Annotated in this window: 9 protein-coding genes; 5 read left to right on the top strand and 4 right to left on the bottom strand. The window is 46.7% G+C overall.

The window, feature by feature from the left end; all coding sequences use genetic code 11:
* Positions 1-127: 127 nt before the first annotated feature.
* On the top strand, positions 128-1,456 hold the full coding sequence (locus tag RT717_RS09915) for an ammonium transporter (protein ID WP_317491578.1): 1,329 nt from the start codon (positions 128-130) through the stop codon (positions 1,454-1,456).
* A 6-nt stretch (positions 1,457-1,462) separates the two neighbouring features.
* The gene (locus tag RT717_RS09910; protein WP_317491577.1) at positions 1,463-1,807 is read left to right on the top strand and encodes a P-II family nitrogen regulator; all 345 of its coding nucleotides are present in this window, start codon (positions 1,463-1,465) and stop codon (positions 1,805-1,807) included.
* Between the two features lie 69 nt (positions 1,808-1,876).
* Here RT717_RS09910 and gndA read toward each other — a convergent pair whose 3' ends face one another.
* Complete coding sequence (gene gndA / locus RT717_RS09905; protein WP_317491576.1) at positions 1,877-3,274, bottom strand: NADP-dependent phosphogluconate dehydrogenase; 1,398 nt, start codon at positions 3,272-3,274, stop codon at positions 1,877-1,879.
* A gap of 162 nt (positions 3,275-3,436) precedes the next feature.
* On the opposite strand from gndA, the gene zwf reads away from it, so the two are divergent.
* Both zwf and pgl read left to right on the top strand, forming a co-directional pair.
* Complete coding sequence (zwf, locus tag RT717_RS09900) at positions 3,437-4,957, top strand: glucose-6-phosphate dehydrogenase (RefSeq protein WP_317491575.1); 1,521 nt, start codon at positions 3,437-3,439, stop codon at positions 4,955-4,957.
* 6 nt (positions 4,958-4,963) lie between these two features.
* Positions 4,964-5,668: a 6-phosphogluconolactonase gene (gene pgl / locus RT717_RS09895; RefSeq protein WP_317491574.1), complete on the top strand. Its 705-nt coding sequence runs from the start codon at positions 4,964-4,966 to the stop codon at positions 5,666-5,668.
* Here the strand turns inward: pgl and RT717_RS09890 are convergent.
* Positions 5,665-10,824: a S8 family serine peptidase gene (locus RT717_RS09890; RefSeq protein ID WP_317491573.1), complete on the bottom strand. Its 5,160-nt coding sequence runs from the start codon at positions 10,822-10,824 to the stop codon at positions 5,665-5,667. The two genes, pgl and RT717_RS09890, sit on opposite strands and share 4 nt — an antisense overlap.
* Positions 10,825-10,970: 146 nt before the next feature.
* Positions 10,971-13,088 carry a S9 family peptidase gene (locus RT717_RS09885; protein ID WP_317491572.1) on the bottom strand — a complete coding sequence of 706 codons (2,118 nt, stop codon included), beginning with the start codon at positions 13,086-13,088 and terminating at the stop codon, positions 10,971-10,973.
* Between the two features lie 184 nt (positions 13,089-13,272).
* Here RT717_RS09885 and RT717_RS09880 point away from each other — a divergent pair, with 184 nt between their 5' ends.
* Complete coding sequence (locus RT717_RS09880) at positions 13,273-15,591, top strand: acyl-CoA dehydrogenase family protein (protein ID WP_317491571.1); 2,319 nt, start codon at positions 13,273-13,275, stop codon at positions 15,589-15,591.
* Here RT717_RS09880 and RT717_RS09875 read toward each other — a convergent pair.
* Entirely contained in the window at positions 15,588-16,946 is a 1,359-nt protein-coding gene (locus tag RT717_RS09875) for an alkaline phosphatase family protein (protein WP_317492356.1), read from the bottom strand. The two genes, RT717_RS09880 and RT717_RS09875, sit on opposite strands and share 4 nt — an antisense overlap.
* Between the last annotated feature and the right edge of the window lie 15 nt (positions 16,947-16,961).

Here is a 16,961-nt window from a genome sequence, read left to right as displayed (position 1 = left end):
GCCCACCCTGGTCGGCCTGAGGTTTAATATTAACCCTTTCAGGAAGTTTAAATCTGAATTCCTATATTGCGTCACCCTAAACAACATGTCCCAAAAAGCTGGTGATTGAATTTTAAACACACCTTACATGAAGCTTTTTGTTCGACCAATTCTATTGAGTGGATTGGCTATTATTGCCTCTTCCACAGCTGCCCTTGCCCAGGAAACATCTGAGATAGACTCAGGTGCCACCGCCTGGATGCTGACTTCCACCACACTTGTGCTCCTGATGATTCCCGGTCTTGCCATGTTTTATGGTGGCCTGGTTAGGACGAAAAACGTGCTCGGCACAATGATGCACAGTTTTACAGCCATGGGTATTATGACTGTACTTTGGGTAGTTTGTGGGTACAGCATGGCCTTTGGTGAAAACGTGCTGGGCGGCTGGTTTGGCTGGAATTCCGACTATGTGATGCTTTCAGGCATCGACGACAGCATTATCGACGGCATCCCCGAATATGTATTCTCCATGTTCCAGGCAAAATTTGCCATCATCACCCCTGCGCTTATTGCTGGCGCCGTGGCCGAAAGAATCACATTTAAAGGTTATTGTTTTTTCATTGCACTTTGGGGGCTTATTGTCTACAACCCGCTTTGCCATTGGGTTTGGGCGTCCGACGGCTTCCTGTTCAATCTTGGCGCAAGTGGAGCTATCGATTTTGCGGGGGGCACAGTTGTGCATATCTCAGCTGGTGTTAGCGGATTGGTTGCCGTTCTCTTTATTGGTGCCAGAAAATCGCACCCCCATTTACCCATGCAGCCCAACAACCTCGTAATGACGATGATCGGCGCCGGCCTTTTGTGGGTAGGTTGGTTTGGATTCAATGCGGGTAGCAGCATTTCAAGTGGATTGAGCACCGCTCAGGCATTAACAGTTACACAAATAGCCGCTGCTGCTGGCGCACTTACCTGGTTAATAGTCGAAGGCTTCCACCAGGGCAAAGCAACAGCTCTTGGTTTTGCATCGGGCATCCTGGCTGGTTTGGTAGCTATTACGCCAGCAGCTGGCGTTGTTCAGCCCGGTGGGGCCCTGGTACTGGGAGCTCTCTCTACCATTGTGTGTTACCTGGCAATTATACTAAAAAATAAACTCGGCTATGACGATACGCTAGACGCTTTTGGTATTCACGGCGTTGGAGGTATCATCGGTGCCATTTTCCTTGTGTTCTTTATCAGAGAAAGCTGGATGACAGACGCTGCAACGGCTGCAGGTGGCACGTGGACTGTAATGCAACAGCTGGGTGTACAACTTACGGCGATAGCAATAGCCATCGTTTATGCCGGTGTAGGCACTTTTGTGATTCTTTTTGTACTCAATAAGTTCGTTAAAATCCGGGCCAGTGAGGAAGACGAAATGAAAGGCCTAGACAACGTGTACCATGGTGAGAAAGGATACGGAATGATCACTCCTAATTAACAGAGAATGAAACTTATTATAGCCATCATAAGAGAAAACCAGCTCGATCAGGTGAGGGAGTCACTGATTCAAGCAGGCATATCGAGAATCACCGTCAGCAACGTATCAGGTCACGGGCGGAGAGTATCCGAGGAGGTCTACAGAGGCCAGAAAGTGATTCCCAACCTGGTTTCTAACGTCAGACTGGAGATAGCTGTAAATGACAGCTTCGTTGAAACTACCTGCAACGCCATTATGGATGCTACTCAGGCCCACGACGGCGATATGATAGGCAGCGGCAAGATTTTTATTACGCCGCTGGAAGAATGCATAAGAATCAGAACCGGTGAACGAGGTTCTGACGCTATATAACAACCCCAAGAATGTATTTTGGAAATATAGGTAATGAAAAGGCTGAGCTACTAACTCAGCCTTTTTCTTTTACCACTCGGTGTGGAAAATTCCTTCCCTATCGGTTCTCTCATAGGTATGTGAACCAAAGTGATCCCGTTGCGCCTGGATCAGGTTCAGTGGCAAACGGCCGGTAGTGAACGCATCGAAATAGCTCAAACCCGCTACCATTCCTGATACCGGAATGCCCTGACCGATTGCATAAGCAGCTACTTTTCTGGCCGACACTTCGCAGCTTTTAGCTTTGGCAGCAATGTCTTTATCCAGCAACAGGCTACTAAGTGCTTTATCTCTGGCATAAGCCTTCCTCATGTCCTCTAAAAGGCCTGAGCGGATGATGCAACCACCCCTCCATATTTTGGCGATGGTTTCCATATCGCATCCGTACTTATATTCCTTAGAGGCTGCCCACAGTTGCGTCATACCCTGAGCGTACGTAACGATGTAGGCAAAGAACAGAGCGTCTTCAACATCTTTCACTGTAAGACTGCTGTCTCCTTTGATGGACTTGGCTCCGTAGAGCGATTCAGCTTTTTCCCTATCAGCTTTCATGGAGGATATTTCCCGCATACTAACCGCCACATCAATGGTAGGCACCGGAATACCAAGATCCATGGCATTCTGAGACGTCCACTTACCTGTGCCTTTTTGCTTGGCCTTGTCAAGAATCACGTCAATCAGGTCTTTGTTGGTTAGCTCATCTTTTTTCGTGAATATCTCTGCTGTTATTTCCACCAAAAAGGACTGAAGCTTCGACTTGTTCCACTGGTCGAAAGTATTGTGAAGCTGTTGATTACTCAGGCCCAATCCTCTCTTCATTACATCATATGCCTCCGAAATAAGCTGCATCAACCCGTATTCGATACCGTTGTGCACCATTTTCACGTAGTTGCCAGCTGACCTGGCGCCCATATAGTCCACACATGGCTCGCCATTGACTTTCGCTGAAACCGCTTCAAAAACCGGCCTTACAATTTCATAAGCATCTTTGTCACCTCCCGGCATAATACTGGGGCCAAAGCGGGCGCCCTTGGCTCCACCGGAAACCCCTGTACCAAAGAAGTAGATGCCTTTTGACTCCAGGCTTTCGGCTCTTCTGTCAGTGTCGGTAAAAAAAGAATTTCCACCATCAATGATCAGGTCACCTTTATCAAGCAACGGAGACAAATCGTTGATAACTGCGTCAACGGGGCCACCTGCAGGGACCAGCAACATGATCTTTCTTGGCCTGGAAAGTTTAGAAATAAACTCCTTTTTGTCGGTAGTGCCATCAACAACCTTTCCTGCTCCTTCTTCCCTCAACGACTTTACCTTTTCCGAATCCGTGTCCAGCCCATAGGCGGAGAAATTATTGTCTGCCACGTTCAAGATGAAGTTTCTTCCCATCACTCCGAGGCCTACGAGGCCAAAGTCATATGTTTTTTCCATTCCAGTCCTTTTTTTCCTTCCACATGTGGGCCGTGGTGCAACCAACTGCCTTCACACGATGTTAATTGCTTGTTTTTTAGCGAATATCAAGAGATTCAGACCAAAAATACTGATCTTCGCCAATTAAATTGAATTTTGCCATCATCCCTGTGTAGTACCTAAATGAAAAAAACTGATAATCAGATACTTACTATTTTCGGAGCCTCTGGCGATCTTACTGAGCGTAAACTGATTCCTGCTGTTTTCAATTTATTCAAAAGAGGTTTTTTGCCTGAGAATTACGCTATTCTTGGTGTAAGCCGAACAGACTTCAGCGACGAGGAATACAGGAAGAAAGTTGTTTTCGACAACCCGCACCTGAAAGCTTCCAAGGACAACCCTGGTGAGTTGGAAAACTTCGCAAAGATGGTTTTCTATCAGTCGATTGATACGAAAGCGGTAGTAGACTATCAGTTGCTGGCCAATCGGCTTAAAACGTTGTGCAATGACTGTCATACGGATCAAAACTATATTTTCTACCTTTCTACTCCCCCTTCACTTTACTCTGTGATTTCTAAGAATTTGGGCGAAGCTCAACTTAATACAGAGGAAAAGGGCTGGAAAAGGTTGATTGTTGAGAAGCCTTTTGGTTACACACTGGAAAGTGCAAAAGAACTAAACAACCAGCTGCTCGAGTCGTTCAAAGAAGATCAGATTTATAGAATCGACCACTACCTGGGTAAAGAAACCGTACAGAATACGCTGGTGGCCAGATTTGGCAACACTATTTTCGAGCCGCTTTGGAACCGCATATACATTGAGAAAGTAGAAATTACGGCTGCTGAGAGTGTTGGTGTGGAGAAGCGAGGCGGTTACTACGATGGCTCTGGCGCATTAAGAGACATGATCCAAAACCACTTGCTACAGTTGGTGTCGCTGGTGACCATGGAGCCGCCAGCAAGAATGGATGCAGAATCGATCCACAATGAAAAGCTAAAGCTATTCAGATCCTTACGGCCTTTAACTCAGGATGACATCAGGGATAACGTAATCAGAGGCCAATACCTCAATTCAACTATTGGAGACAAACAATATCCCGGTTACAGAGAGGAATCTGGGGTTGACCCTGAGTCAAGAACTGAAACCTTTGCGGCTTTGAAGTTCTATATCGACAATTGGAGGTGGGCTGACGTGCCCTTCTTTGTCCGCACTGGCAAGCGGCTACCAACCAGGGTTTCGGAGGTGGTAATTCACTTCAAACCCAACCATCACCATTTGTTCAGTCAGCGACGAATTGCTAACTCACAAAATGTACTGGTCTTTAGAATTCAGCCCAACGAGGGCATTTTGTTGAAGTTTGGCCTGAAGGTCCCTGGCAATGGCTTTAAGGTCGAAACGGTGAATATGGATTTCCAATACGATGGGCTGACGGATGCTTATGTGCCTGAAGCCTACGAAAGGCTGCTGCTCGATTGCATGCAAGGCGATGCCACCCTCTACGCCAGAGGTGACAGTGTTATTGCTGCCTGGGAGTTTGTTGACCCCATTCTAAAAGCATGGAAGGACGATCCTGACCTTCCCGTATACGGGTACCCCTCGGGCACCTGGGGGCCAGAACAAGCAAATGCGCTAATTGAAAATGGCCATGGCTGGCGGAATCCTTGTGCCAATTTGGTTGATGACGGACTTTATTGCGAACTATAATAGCTGATGGAATTACATATTTCTAAAAACCCCAGGGCAGTAGCGGAGGATTTTGCCGCCTTTTTGGTTGATCTCAACAAAAACAGTGACAAGTTAAACATCGCTCTCTCCGGAGGCTCCACCCCACAACTACTGTTTGACATTCTTGCTGCTGATTACAAAAAGGCAATAGATTGGTCGAAGATGCATTTCTATTGGGGTGATGAGCGTTGTGTCCCTCCTACCGATAAAGACAGTAATTATGGCATGACTAAGGCGCATCTGTTTGACAAGGTTGGTATTCCTGAAGCGAATATTCACCGCATCCTTGGCGAAAACGAACCCAGACAAGAGGCTCAGCGATACAGCCACGAGATCAAAAAGAACGTAACGTCGTCCGACGGGCTGCCCAGGTTCGATCTGGTAATACTTGGCCTTGGCACCGACGGTCACACTGCATCGATCTTTCCTGATCAAATGGAGTTGTTAAAGGCTACCGAAACCTGTGTTGTGGCCACACACCCTGAAACAGGTCAAAAGAGAATCAGCCTTTCCGGCCCAGTGATTAACAATGCCAAAAGCATCTCCTTTTTGGTAACTGGCGAAACCAAGCAGCCTAAAGTGAGGGAAATACTGAAGCACAGAGGAAAGTTCAGGACCTACCCTGCCTCACATATAAAGCCAACGAATGGTGTCCTTTATTGGTTTTTGGACGAAGCGGCTAGTGCCTAGTCTTTGACGATACGAGTACTGAAACTATCCCCTGAAGAAGTCGAAACGAGCAAGAGATAAACTCCAGGACGGATATGGCTTGTAGCCAAGGCATATTCACTATTAGGTTGGACATTCTCCAGATTATCTTCCGTGAGTGTTTGCCCCACCAGGTCAACGATGCTTAGCATGATTTGCCCACTTATTTGGTTTTTAAACCGAATGTTTAGGTAATCATTAACTGGAACTGGGTAAACATCAATAAACTGAGACAAACTATCCTGAATGCCACTTATTGCATTCACCATGATGATTAGATTATAAGCCAGACTGGTGCTGTTTGGGTCACTCACTACGACCGGCACTTCCAGCTCCCCAATGTAGTCCAAAGCAGGAGTTACCGTTTGCCCTGATATGCTATAATTTTCGCCAACTCCTATTTTTAACGAATGGTTGGTTGGGAATTCATCATCATCGTCATCAACAAATACATATTGAGGCAGAATTTTTAGCGAAGTATTTTTGTCAATACTCAGTTCCTGTTGACCAATAATTTGCGGAACGTCGTTGCTCAGGTTTACTGAAAACTCAAACAGGTCGCTGTCATCAATGCCATCAGTTACTGTAACATTGATTTTTAACACTCCAACAAAGTTAGCTGATGGCTGAATCTTACCTTCAACAATCTGGTAACCATTCCCCTCAACCAGTTTCAGGGTCAGACTATCCAGCGGATCATCCGCATCAGTCACAGTTAGCAGCCCCAAATCGATACCAATCGGCGTATTTTTGCCAAGCGTCGTCGCTACCTGACCCGTAATTATTGGCTTGTGGTTAACAATGTCTACTGCGAACTCAAAAACCGGGCTATTATCCACCCCATCACTCACTGTCAATGGAATAACTATGGTACCGACAAACCCTGTGACCGGCCGAATCATGCCGTCTTCGGTACTAGAAAAGTCTTCGCCTTGCCCGATCGAAAGCTGGTAAGCAAAATCAGGCCCATCGTTCTCATCAATGATTTGTAAGTCATCAATTGATACAGAAAAATTATTATTCTTAGTCACTTGCTTTGGCTGCTGCCCAACGATCGATGGCGCAACATTCATCACTTCAATTTTCAACTCAAATATATTACTGTCGTCAGCTCCATCGTTCACAACAACCGAAGCGGTTAATATACCTTTAAAATCATTCGGTGGTGTAACCACGTTTCCTTCCAACTGTCCACTTGAAACAGCCAATACCTTTACCACAAATCCATCAGGATAATGGTTATCTGAATCTTCAACAATAAGATCATCTACTCCGACCTCTCTTGATGCTGACTTCCAAATACTTGTAACTTTCTGGCCTGTGATCAGCGGAGGCTCATTTGTTACCTGAATTTCAAACTTATATACTGCACTGTTTGAAAATCCATCATCAACAACAATGTTTACCTGAAGTTTACCTCCATACGTTTCGTCAGGAAAGACCGTCATACCTTCCACTACATAGTGCTCGCCAGGCAGAACAAGTAGCGTATGTTTTGTTGGGTAAATGTCATCGGCGTCTGTCGCAGTGATATCTGACAAGGACAAAGTATAAGAGCTATTTTTATCTATTTCAACGGCCACTTGTCCTGTAATAACCGGAGGCTGATTAGCAACTTTAATGTTCAATAGAAATGGCTCACTACTATCATAGCCATCGTTAACCGTAATGGGAACCTCAATTGTACCAACGAAATCGATCGGCGCTAAAATCTTTTTGCCATCAACAGCATAATTATCCCCATTTTCCACAATGAGGCTCATCTCAGAAGCATTGGAATCGTCATCCAAAATGATCAAGTCATCCAAAGATATCTCGTGAGAGGCACCTCTGAATATGGTGACTGGCTGCTGGTTAACAACTTCCGGAATTTTGTTCGCTTTTACGAACAGCGCAGAGGTCATTACATATTGCATGGAGTCGCCGGAAGCACCCTTGGCCACTAGTTTTATATCATAGTATGTATCGGCAGATGGCTTGTTGAAAACACTCCCTTCGAACACTTTTCTTCCATCGAGGTTTTCCGTAGTGATAAATTCCACCGGAACGATCTCATAGCCATCCGAACCACTTTTCTGTAGGTAAAGCTGGCTGCTAACAAGCGACGACAACCCAGGCCTTACTGAAAACCTTACCTTACCATCCAATACCTTTTCAAATTGGATAGTAAGCTCGCCCGATTTATCTTGAAAATAAAACCCCGGCATAAAAGGGGACATAACACTGCCGCCTTCATTTTGAACAATGGAATTGGTTGTGTATTTGATGATGCCCTCCTGGCCAGGCATTTGTTCATGTGGAACAGTGAAATCAAATTGATACTGTCCGGCCTGATAAAAACCCCAGTCTGAGAAAAAGTCTCTTCCTGTTCCATTGAAAAGAACCAAGTCGTTCGCCGAAACTTTCACATTCATCTGATCATACAGGAAATAGGTTTCCTCTCCGAATGATCCCAAAAAAGCACTTGAACGGATATCGTAATTATTAAGGTAGGTCCCTGGGTGCAGAACTCCACCGCCAAAATTGATTGTTTGCCCCACATTCATTCCCGGCGTGTCGCTCAGTGGCCATTTGCCATCGAAGCTAACAATCTTATCATCAAAGACCCTGAGTAGTTTAGTTCGCAACGAATGATATGAATCGTTGACATTCTTAGAAACATGTGCATCAAGCCCTAAGCCCCAGTTGTTAATAACTGAGGACTCAGTAATATATGCGTCTGCATGCCATATGTCTACAGGCAAATTTAAACTACTGCCCCAATTCCAACCAAAACCAACGGTATTTCCGCCCCCACCATAGTCGTCAAACCAATGCGCATTAACAAAGAAGGTAATATCATGAACAGCAGATGGGCCCGGTAAATCAAAATCAAGACCAAAGTGGTAAAGATCTTGCGGGGTTCGCTGAATGTCTACACTTTCAGAGAGTCCATCAAAAGCACCCAACTCTATGTTATACAACTTGTTGCCAGCCTCATTCCGAACATCAAATGTGTAGTTTGTTATAGCGAAGTACTCGGAGGAAAAATCGGAAAAATTTAATTCACGAAGCGCAGTGCCGTAGGAAACAATATTTCCAAACCTGCTGCTTTTTGACTGGATCAGTAAGGTTAAGGTTCCCTGATACCTGCCTGCTAAACTTTCACCATTCTCATCTGAAGCAGCAAAGGTTATTTTGTTTTCTACATCGGCCGAGGTTATCGAAATAGTGGTACTTCCATCAACGACAATATTTTCTTTCAGCGCAATCTTGCTCCAATCTTCAAACAGGAAAAATGCATTGTAAGTAGCGTTGGGCACAAGAAAGGTTGCAGTTAACCCATCTTCCGAAAATGAAGCATCGTTGGCCCCATAAGAAAAATCGTCGTTGAATAATTGGATTAGCTTATTGTAATCCCTGTTCAATTGATTATCCTCAAAAGCTATTCTGACAATAGTCCCGCTAACGAAAGCCCAGGGTATTACAAGCATATCTTCTTCGCCTGCAATTGTCACCCTACCTCCGGTGGATTGTGAGGCCTTGGGCTCCTGTTCAAATACATTATTGTCAACGGCAAGAGAAAAGCCTACGGTGGTTGACTGGCCGGAACTTAGCGTAAAAGCTGTCTCAGTTGGAGTCAGTGTTACCCCTGCTTGCGTTCCTGTCACTGTTATGGAATACGATTGGTCAGAATCACTATTATTCGTAACAGTCACCGTCCTTGATCCACCCCAATTGGCTTGATCGGTTGCATTTAGTCCATAACTCAATTGGGTTGGATATGCAGTACAGCTGACACCTGCAGCTTTCACTGCATCTAACCTGCCAGAACCCTGTTGCATTACTTCCAACCCGAGGTCTTTGGCGGTTGTTGTGAGTGCTGCCTTTACCTGATCTACAGTCCAGTCGGGATGAATGTCTCTTAAAAGGGCAGCTACTCCCGCAACGTGAGGGGTAGCCATGGATGTTCCATTAAAATTCGCAGTACCTCCTCCAGGAACACTCGACGTTATATTTACGCCTGGAGCCAACAAATCGGGCTTGATTGCATAATTCCCTGCATTTGGGCCCTTGCTGCTAAAGTAGGCTAACATGTCGTTGTCGTCGCTGGCTCCAACTGTGATGGCTCTTTCCGCTGTGCCTGGGCTGCCGATTGTCTTAAAACCACCAGAATTACCAGCGGCTACGCAAAAAACAATTCCCATTTCCACAGCAGCATTGACAGCAATCGCTGTTGGCGACTGGTAGTCACCTGGCCCGCCAAGGCTCATATTCACAACATCCAGCCGGTCGCTATAATCGCCGTCACCATTGGGATCAACTGCCCATTCTATGGCATCAAGGATGTCGTCATCGTACCCAAATCCATATTGGTTTAATACTTTAAGTGCCACTAGCTTAGCCTCAGGCGCAACGCCCACAAGCCCACCTCCATTGGCTGCAACAATACCAGCTACGTGTGTCCCATGTTCATTGTCATCGAAGGGGTCATTATCATCGTTCACAAAATCATACCCACCAACTACTTTAAAATCAGGACCAAAGCCACCACCCAGAGCGGGGTGATTGTAATCAATACCTGTATCAATTATACCAACAACAATTCCCTCCCCCCGTGTATCATAAGTGTCCCACACCTCCGGGGCACGAACTAAAGGTACACTAGTATCCAGAAAAGCCTTTACAACACCGTTTGGGTGGACGGATTCGACATAGTCCAGTTTTTGTATTTCTTCAACCAACTCTTCACTAACTCTTATATGGGCCCCAAAGAAAGCTTTTGAATACTCCTTTTCAAGCGAAGAAACAGTCGATGTATTTTTACTCCCTTTTGTTCGGGCCGAGTGCAGCAAATTCAGGTCTGAACGTAACTTATCGAACAGAGCCGGATCCTTGAAAGGCTTGGCATTAAATCCACTTTGCTTGCTTTGCGAAGCAGAGGGTATGCCTTGTTTGAATTTAACAATAAATTCACCACGCTTTGCCTCTGGTTCTGTTAAGGCATTCGATGATCCTTTCGCATACAGTGTTACTCCCAGGGTATCTTTGTTGGAAAAGGTGTTTGCAACGTGGCTCCCGCTACCGTAGGAATTTGAATATCCTAATTTGTCTCTAACAGACAATACCTGTTGCGCTGATGCCTTGTGAATGTACATAAGGCATATAAAAGACACAAAAAGAAGCTGTCGGTTCAAAAGTTTCACTGGTTAAAAGTAAATATTTTAAAAATCTTTACTTCATAAACCGGAAACTAAATACATACCCTTAGCAATAAAAATATTAACTATTATAGTAGACTATCTTACTTCATTAACTTCCTCACAAAGAAGTCAGCCGTCGCTTTTCCCGCTTTTAAGGAGTTCCCATGCTTCATCCAATGATGGGTGTCGTCGACGATGACGATGGTTTCCATCTCCACTCCTTTTTCAAGCAGTCGTTGCACCAAATCAGTGCTTTGGCTAAAACGGACATTTCTGTCATCATCACCATGTATAATCAGCACTGGAGACGTCCAGCCGCCAACTGTTGACGCTGGAGAAGACTCCCAGGCTACTCGAGCCGCTTTCTCAGCATCCGGCGCTTTTTCATATTGATCTGGATACAGGATATCTCCGATCCTACCGGTCGTTCTCTCATGCACACCGTGAATATCGACGCCAGCGGCAAAAATATCAGAGTTTCGTCCCAGTGCCATGGCCGTCAAATAGCCACCGTATGACCCACCGTAAATGCCAATCTTAGATGCATCCACACCTGGCTGCTTGCCAAGCCAAAGCCCCGCTGCCTTAATGTCTTTGTACTCACTCGCTCCCCAGGTACCTGCATCTGCCGGGTTGTGAAATTCGTAGCCATAACCTATCCCCAGTCTGTAATTGACAGCAAGCACTGTGAACCCCAAACTAGCCAGGTACTGGTTTGTGGCGTAGGCATTCGTGTAATAGTCGGAGTAATGCCAACCCAGCAACATTTGCCTTGGCGGCCCACCGTGTACATAGATGATGGCAGGCCCTTTCGCTGACCTATTGGTCGGTGTAAACAGCTGACCGTGGATGGTAAATCCGTCCTCAGATGTAAATATGGCCTGCGTGGGAGTTACCAGGTTTTTGGATGGGAAATCAGAAGGAATGCGATCTTCGGCGAGCAGCTTCACTTTGCCTCCGTTAGCCGGGAGCACAACCGGAAGCGGCGGCCGTTGCGCTGTTGCGTTGATCATTGCTATGCTTTTGCCGTCGCCGGTCATTACGGGTGTCCACTCAAGGCCCGTCCCAGGGGTAAGTACCTTCATATCGGCCTTGTCCACCGACACCTGAACTGCATGACGCCGGTCGAGATCGAGTGGATCGGGGCCTGTATTCCCGCTAAACAACAATGTTGTACGATCACTGCTTAGATTCACATGCTCTGCCATGAAGTTACCAGGCGTCAGCAACATGGGTTCGCCACCATTTTCAGGCATTGAATACATGTGAGGCCAGCCGTCTTTGTACGACATGAAGACAATCTTGCCTTTGGCAGCCCAATGGAGGTTAACCCCACCGTGAGTGTTGGGTGTTGAGCCAGCAAGCGTTTTGGGTGCCTCCCAGAGCTTTTTGGCCTGAGCCGTTGACACATCGGCTGACCAAATGGCCCACGGGCGATGCTTTCTTGCCAGTATCGAGTCGGGCGCACCACCCGCACCCGGGGTGCGAACAAAAACGATTCGTGTGCCATCGGGCGACCAATCTGGAGATCTGTCAAAATTGAAAGAAGGGGCCAGCCAGGTAATCGGCGTTTCATTGTTGGTGAAAACCCCAACAAATGAATGGTCGCCCCTATTGGATACGAAAGCCATTCTTGCACCATCTGGTGACCAGGTGATGCTGCCGTTTCGTCCTCTTGCCGTAAACATTGCCTCGCCTTTCGCAGAGCCGTCAATGGGTACAGACAATATCTGCCCGGCTTTAACATAGGCCACCGTTTTTGAATTTGGCGAAACAGAGGGCAAGTCCCCATCTGCCAACATTTTTGGCTCTCCGCCTGCAAACGGAATGCTCCAAACCTGAACTTTTGGCGGCTCCGGAAGGAAAGAGGTATTCACCGGCGCATCGTCGTCCCAATTAGAGCCATGGTCTCCCCCTCTCACATAAACCACCCACTGACCATCAGCACTCACTGCCAGGCTCGATATCTCCTGTCCACTGTCGTCGTTGTATTGCGTAAGCTTTCTTGCTTTGAAATCAGGGCCTTCAGCTACGTAGATGTTTCTTTGACCTTGTTCGTTGAAAGTCCATGCTATTTTGCTACCCGTAGCAGCGGCAGTCAGGTCAGCCGGAAACGGATACGATTTGATGGATTCGAAAGAAAAAGGCTGAGCATGAATGTTTGCTACTGACAAACAGCAAAACAAAAGGAACAAAAAGATGGTAACAAATGGTCGCATGGCTTGTTAGAGTTAGTCGAATTAAACTAATCAAATTCGAGTGGTATTTAACAACTCTTTTTTCGAAAGGTTAAATTCAGTTATGGCCTTTTTTGGAAGTAAGTTCGATGCAAGCTTAGGCTGAAATAAATTATCATTGTTTTAAAACATTTAAAGAGCAAAATTTAGACAAACGATAACACCCATGATCAATTCCCCCTTACTCAAAGCCAACCCATCGCTGTATTCTTTCCTACCCATGTTTTACATGGTGTGGGCGGATGACGTGCTTACGCCAAGTGAGATAAAAAATATCCAAAGTTTGATCAACAAGCAGTCGTGGCTGAAAAACGAGGAAAGGGAATTGCTGCTGTCTTACCTGAACCCAGCGAAGCCGCCGTCTCCCAACGAGATAAAAAGCTGGCTCACAGAAATAAAACGTATCTCTCAGGAGCTGTCACCCGAAATGAAAACAAGCCTGGTTGACATTGGCAACAAGCTTGCAGAGCTTAATAGTATCGGCAGAGATGAAGTAGCCTTTCAGAATGCTCAGCAGCCACTGCGGGATATTGAAGATGCCTTGGGCATTATTAGCAGGGAGTCGGCATTCCATCTGGCGTCTAATGACAGGGCTGCTACCGAAGCGGAAACACTCGCATCACAAAAAACATTTTCCGTTGATAAACTCAGGGCAATTTTGGATGGTGATCAAGCTGCCCTCATTGCTAAAGTAAAGACACTCCTATCCGACCCCGAGTTCAAATATCTGGACACCGGAGACCTTACCGAATACCGTGAAAAAGTACTCCATTGGTGCAAAATCCTTGCATCGCAAGGCTATGGCAACCGTGCTTACCCTAAAGAGTTTGGTGGCGCTGATGACATGGAAGGCTATTTCACCATCATGGAGACTCTTAGCTACCACGACCTGAGCATGGTCATTAAGTTTGGGGTACAGTTTGGGCTTTTCGGTATGAGTATCTACTTCTTGGGCACCCAAAAACACCATAAAAAATACCTGGCTGATGCGGGTACGCTCAATCTCCCGGGCTGTTTTGCAATGACAGAAACAGGCCATGGTTCAAATGTAAAGGGTATTGAAACCACTGCCACCTATGATCACAAGTCGGGCAAAATCACCATTCACACACCCAACCCCAAAGCCCAGAAGGAGTACATTGGCAACGCAGCGCTGCATGGCCAAATGGCCACGGTATTCGCCAAGCTGATCATTGACGGAACCGACTACGGGGTTAGTGCCTTCGTTGTCCCCTTAAGAGACAAAAAAAGCAATATGCATACGGGCGTGACCATTAAGGACTGCGGCAGAAAGATGGGCTTGAACGGCGTCGACAACGGGGTGATACGTTTCGACAATGTGGTGATTCCAAAGGAAAGCATGCTGGATCGCTTTGCCAGCATCGATGAAAATGGGCAGTTCGCCAGCCCAATCAGCAGCGACAATCGCAGGTTTTTCACCATGCTTGGCACTCTTGTGGGCGGCAGAATAGGCATTCCCCGGTCTGGACTAAGTGCCACCAAATCTGGGCTTACCATAGCAATAAGGTATGCCGACGGCAGAAAGCAATTCGGGCCGGAAGGTGGTAGTGAGGTGCCTATTCTCAATTATCGCACCCATCAGCGCCGCCTTATGCCGCTGCTTTCCAACGCATATGCTTTGCATTTCGCCTTGCAATATCTTACTCAACGGTTCCTTAAAAGAACCGAAGAAGATATGCAGGAAATCGAAGCCCTGGCAGCCGGACTAAAGTCGTGGGCGACATGGAACGCTACCGCCAGCTTGCAGGAGTGCAGAGAAGCGCTTGGTGGCAAAGGCTATTTAGCTGAAAACCGCATCGCTGCTTTGAAAAATGACACAGAGATTTATACCACTTTCGAGGGCGATAATACCGTGCTGATGCAGCTGGTTGCCAAAAGCAGGCTGTCTGAGTTCAGGCAGGAGTTTGGCCACATGAACCTGTTCGGCATGCTGAACTACGTGACCGACCAGGCCAAGGTGAGCATCCAGGAAATGAACCCCATCACCATCAGAAATACTGATAAAGAGCACTTGCTGGATTCAGAGTTTCACCTGGCTGCATTCAGGTACCGGGAAAAAAGCATTCTGGCCTCTTCCGCCAAGCGGTTGAAGCACTACATCGACCAGGGAATGGACTCTTTCGACGCTTTCAATCAATGTCAGTATCACCTCGTCATGGTAGGTCATGCATACATTGAAAGGATTATTCTGGAACAGTTTCAACAAAAGATTGAAGAAGTGACAGATGAGGGCAGCAAACACATCTTAACGAAGCTTTGCCAGCTCTTTGCTTTGTCACAAATAGAGAAGAACAAAGGCTGGTACCTGGAGGCCGACTACATGGCTGGTGCTAAAACAAAAGCCATTCGTCAGCTAGTGAATACACTTTGCCTGGAAGTGAGGCAAAACGCCGTGGCACTCACCGACGCTTTTGCTATTCCGGATGCTTTACTTGCAGCGCCTATAGCGGTTAGGAAGCCCTAAACTGAGCCGTTGAGTGATTCCCAAATGATATCATGCACGGAGGTGGCGGCGAGTGGCTTGTCGCTTACTTTTTTGTCTGTTACCAGGATGGGGTGGTATTTTCTACCCACCAGAGGACTGCCATGCGACCCCTTGATCAAAGTAGCATCTAACGGGATCACGTCCATCACATAGCGGAAGCCAAGCTTTTTGCGCAGCAGTTTGTACCCAGCCCTCGCTTTGGAAGTCATAAACATTTCCACAGGATCATACCCAGGCTTTTTATGGATATCAACGGCTCTTGCATAGTCAGGTGCTTTGGAATCATCCTGCCAAAAGTAATAGGTAAACCAGCTATGCTCGTCGGCTATGAGCACCAGGTCGCCCGAACGTTCGTGGTCGATATGATGCTTCTTTTGCTCGGTTTTGTCCAGCACCAGGCTCACTCCCTGTGTTGCTTCGGCCAGCCGTTTTACCTCTTCCATTACCGATGGATCGTTGACATAAACGTGTGCAACTTGATGGTCGGCTACAGCAAATGCTTTCGAGGCACCAGCATCCAGTAACTCCAGCCCCCTTTCCTCCCGGATACTAAGAAGCCCCTTTTTGCGCAGCAGTCTGTTAAAGTGAACAGGCCTACTCACCGGGCTTATGCCGTATTCCGACAACAAGATAATATTGGCCTTCTTTTTTGTGTAGTAATCCACCAGCCCTTTTACCACCTGGTCAATTTCGGTGAGCTCCTTTCCTACCAACTCGAAGTCGGGACCGAATTTTTGTAAGCAGTAGTCGAGATGAGGCAAATAGATGAGTGTCAGCGTGGGGTCATATCGGCGATCGGTGAAAACGGAGGCATCGGCTATCCATTGGGTGGATTTGATGTTAGCACCAGGCCCCCAAAACTGAAACAAGGGGAATTGACCCAACTCCTTCTGCAACTCATCCCTAAGGCCGGCCGGCTGCGTATAGCAATCAGGCATTTTTCTCCCATCGGCCAGGTATTGTGGCCTGGGTGTTACAGAAAAATCAGCCGAGGAGTACATATTGTACCACCAGAACATTTTGGAGCAGGTAAACAAAGGGTCAACTTTCTTCGCCTTCTCCCATATTTTCTCTCCTGCTACCAGTTTATTGGATTGCTTCCAAAACTTTATTTCTGAATCCTGATGGTCGTACCAACCATTGCCGACGATGCCAGTTTCAGTGGGCCATTTGCCAGTAACATAAGTCGACTGAACTGAAGTGGTAACCGCAGGCAGCATCGGCACAATGGACTGCACCTGCCTTCCCTTTATATAGTCTTGAAGAAATGGTGTATGCTCTCCTATCAGATGGGCCGATAGTCCTACGACATCAATAACGACGGTTTTTTTCATTTGCTGCTTGATGGA

Source organism: Imperialibacter roseus, from assembly GCF_032999765.1.
Taxonomy (GTDB): Bacteria; Bacteroidota; Bacteroidia; order Cytophagales; family Cyclobacteriaceae; genus Imperialibacter; species Imperialibacter roseus.
This window is presented reverse-complemented; position numbering and strand designations above follow the sequence as displayed.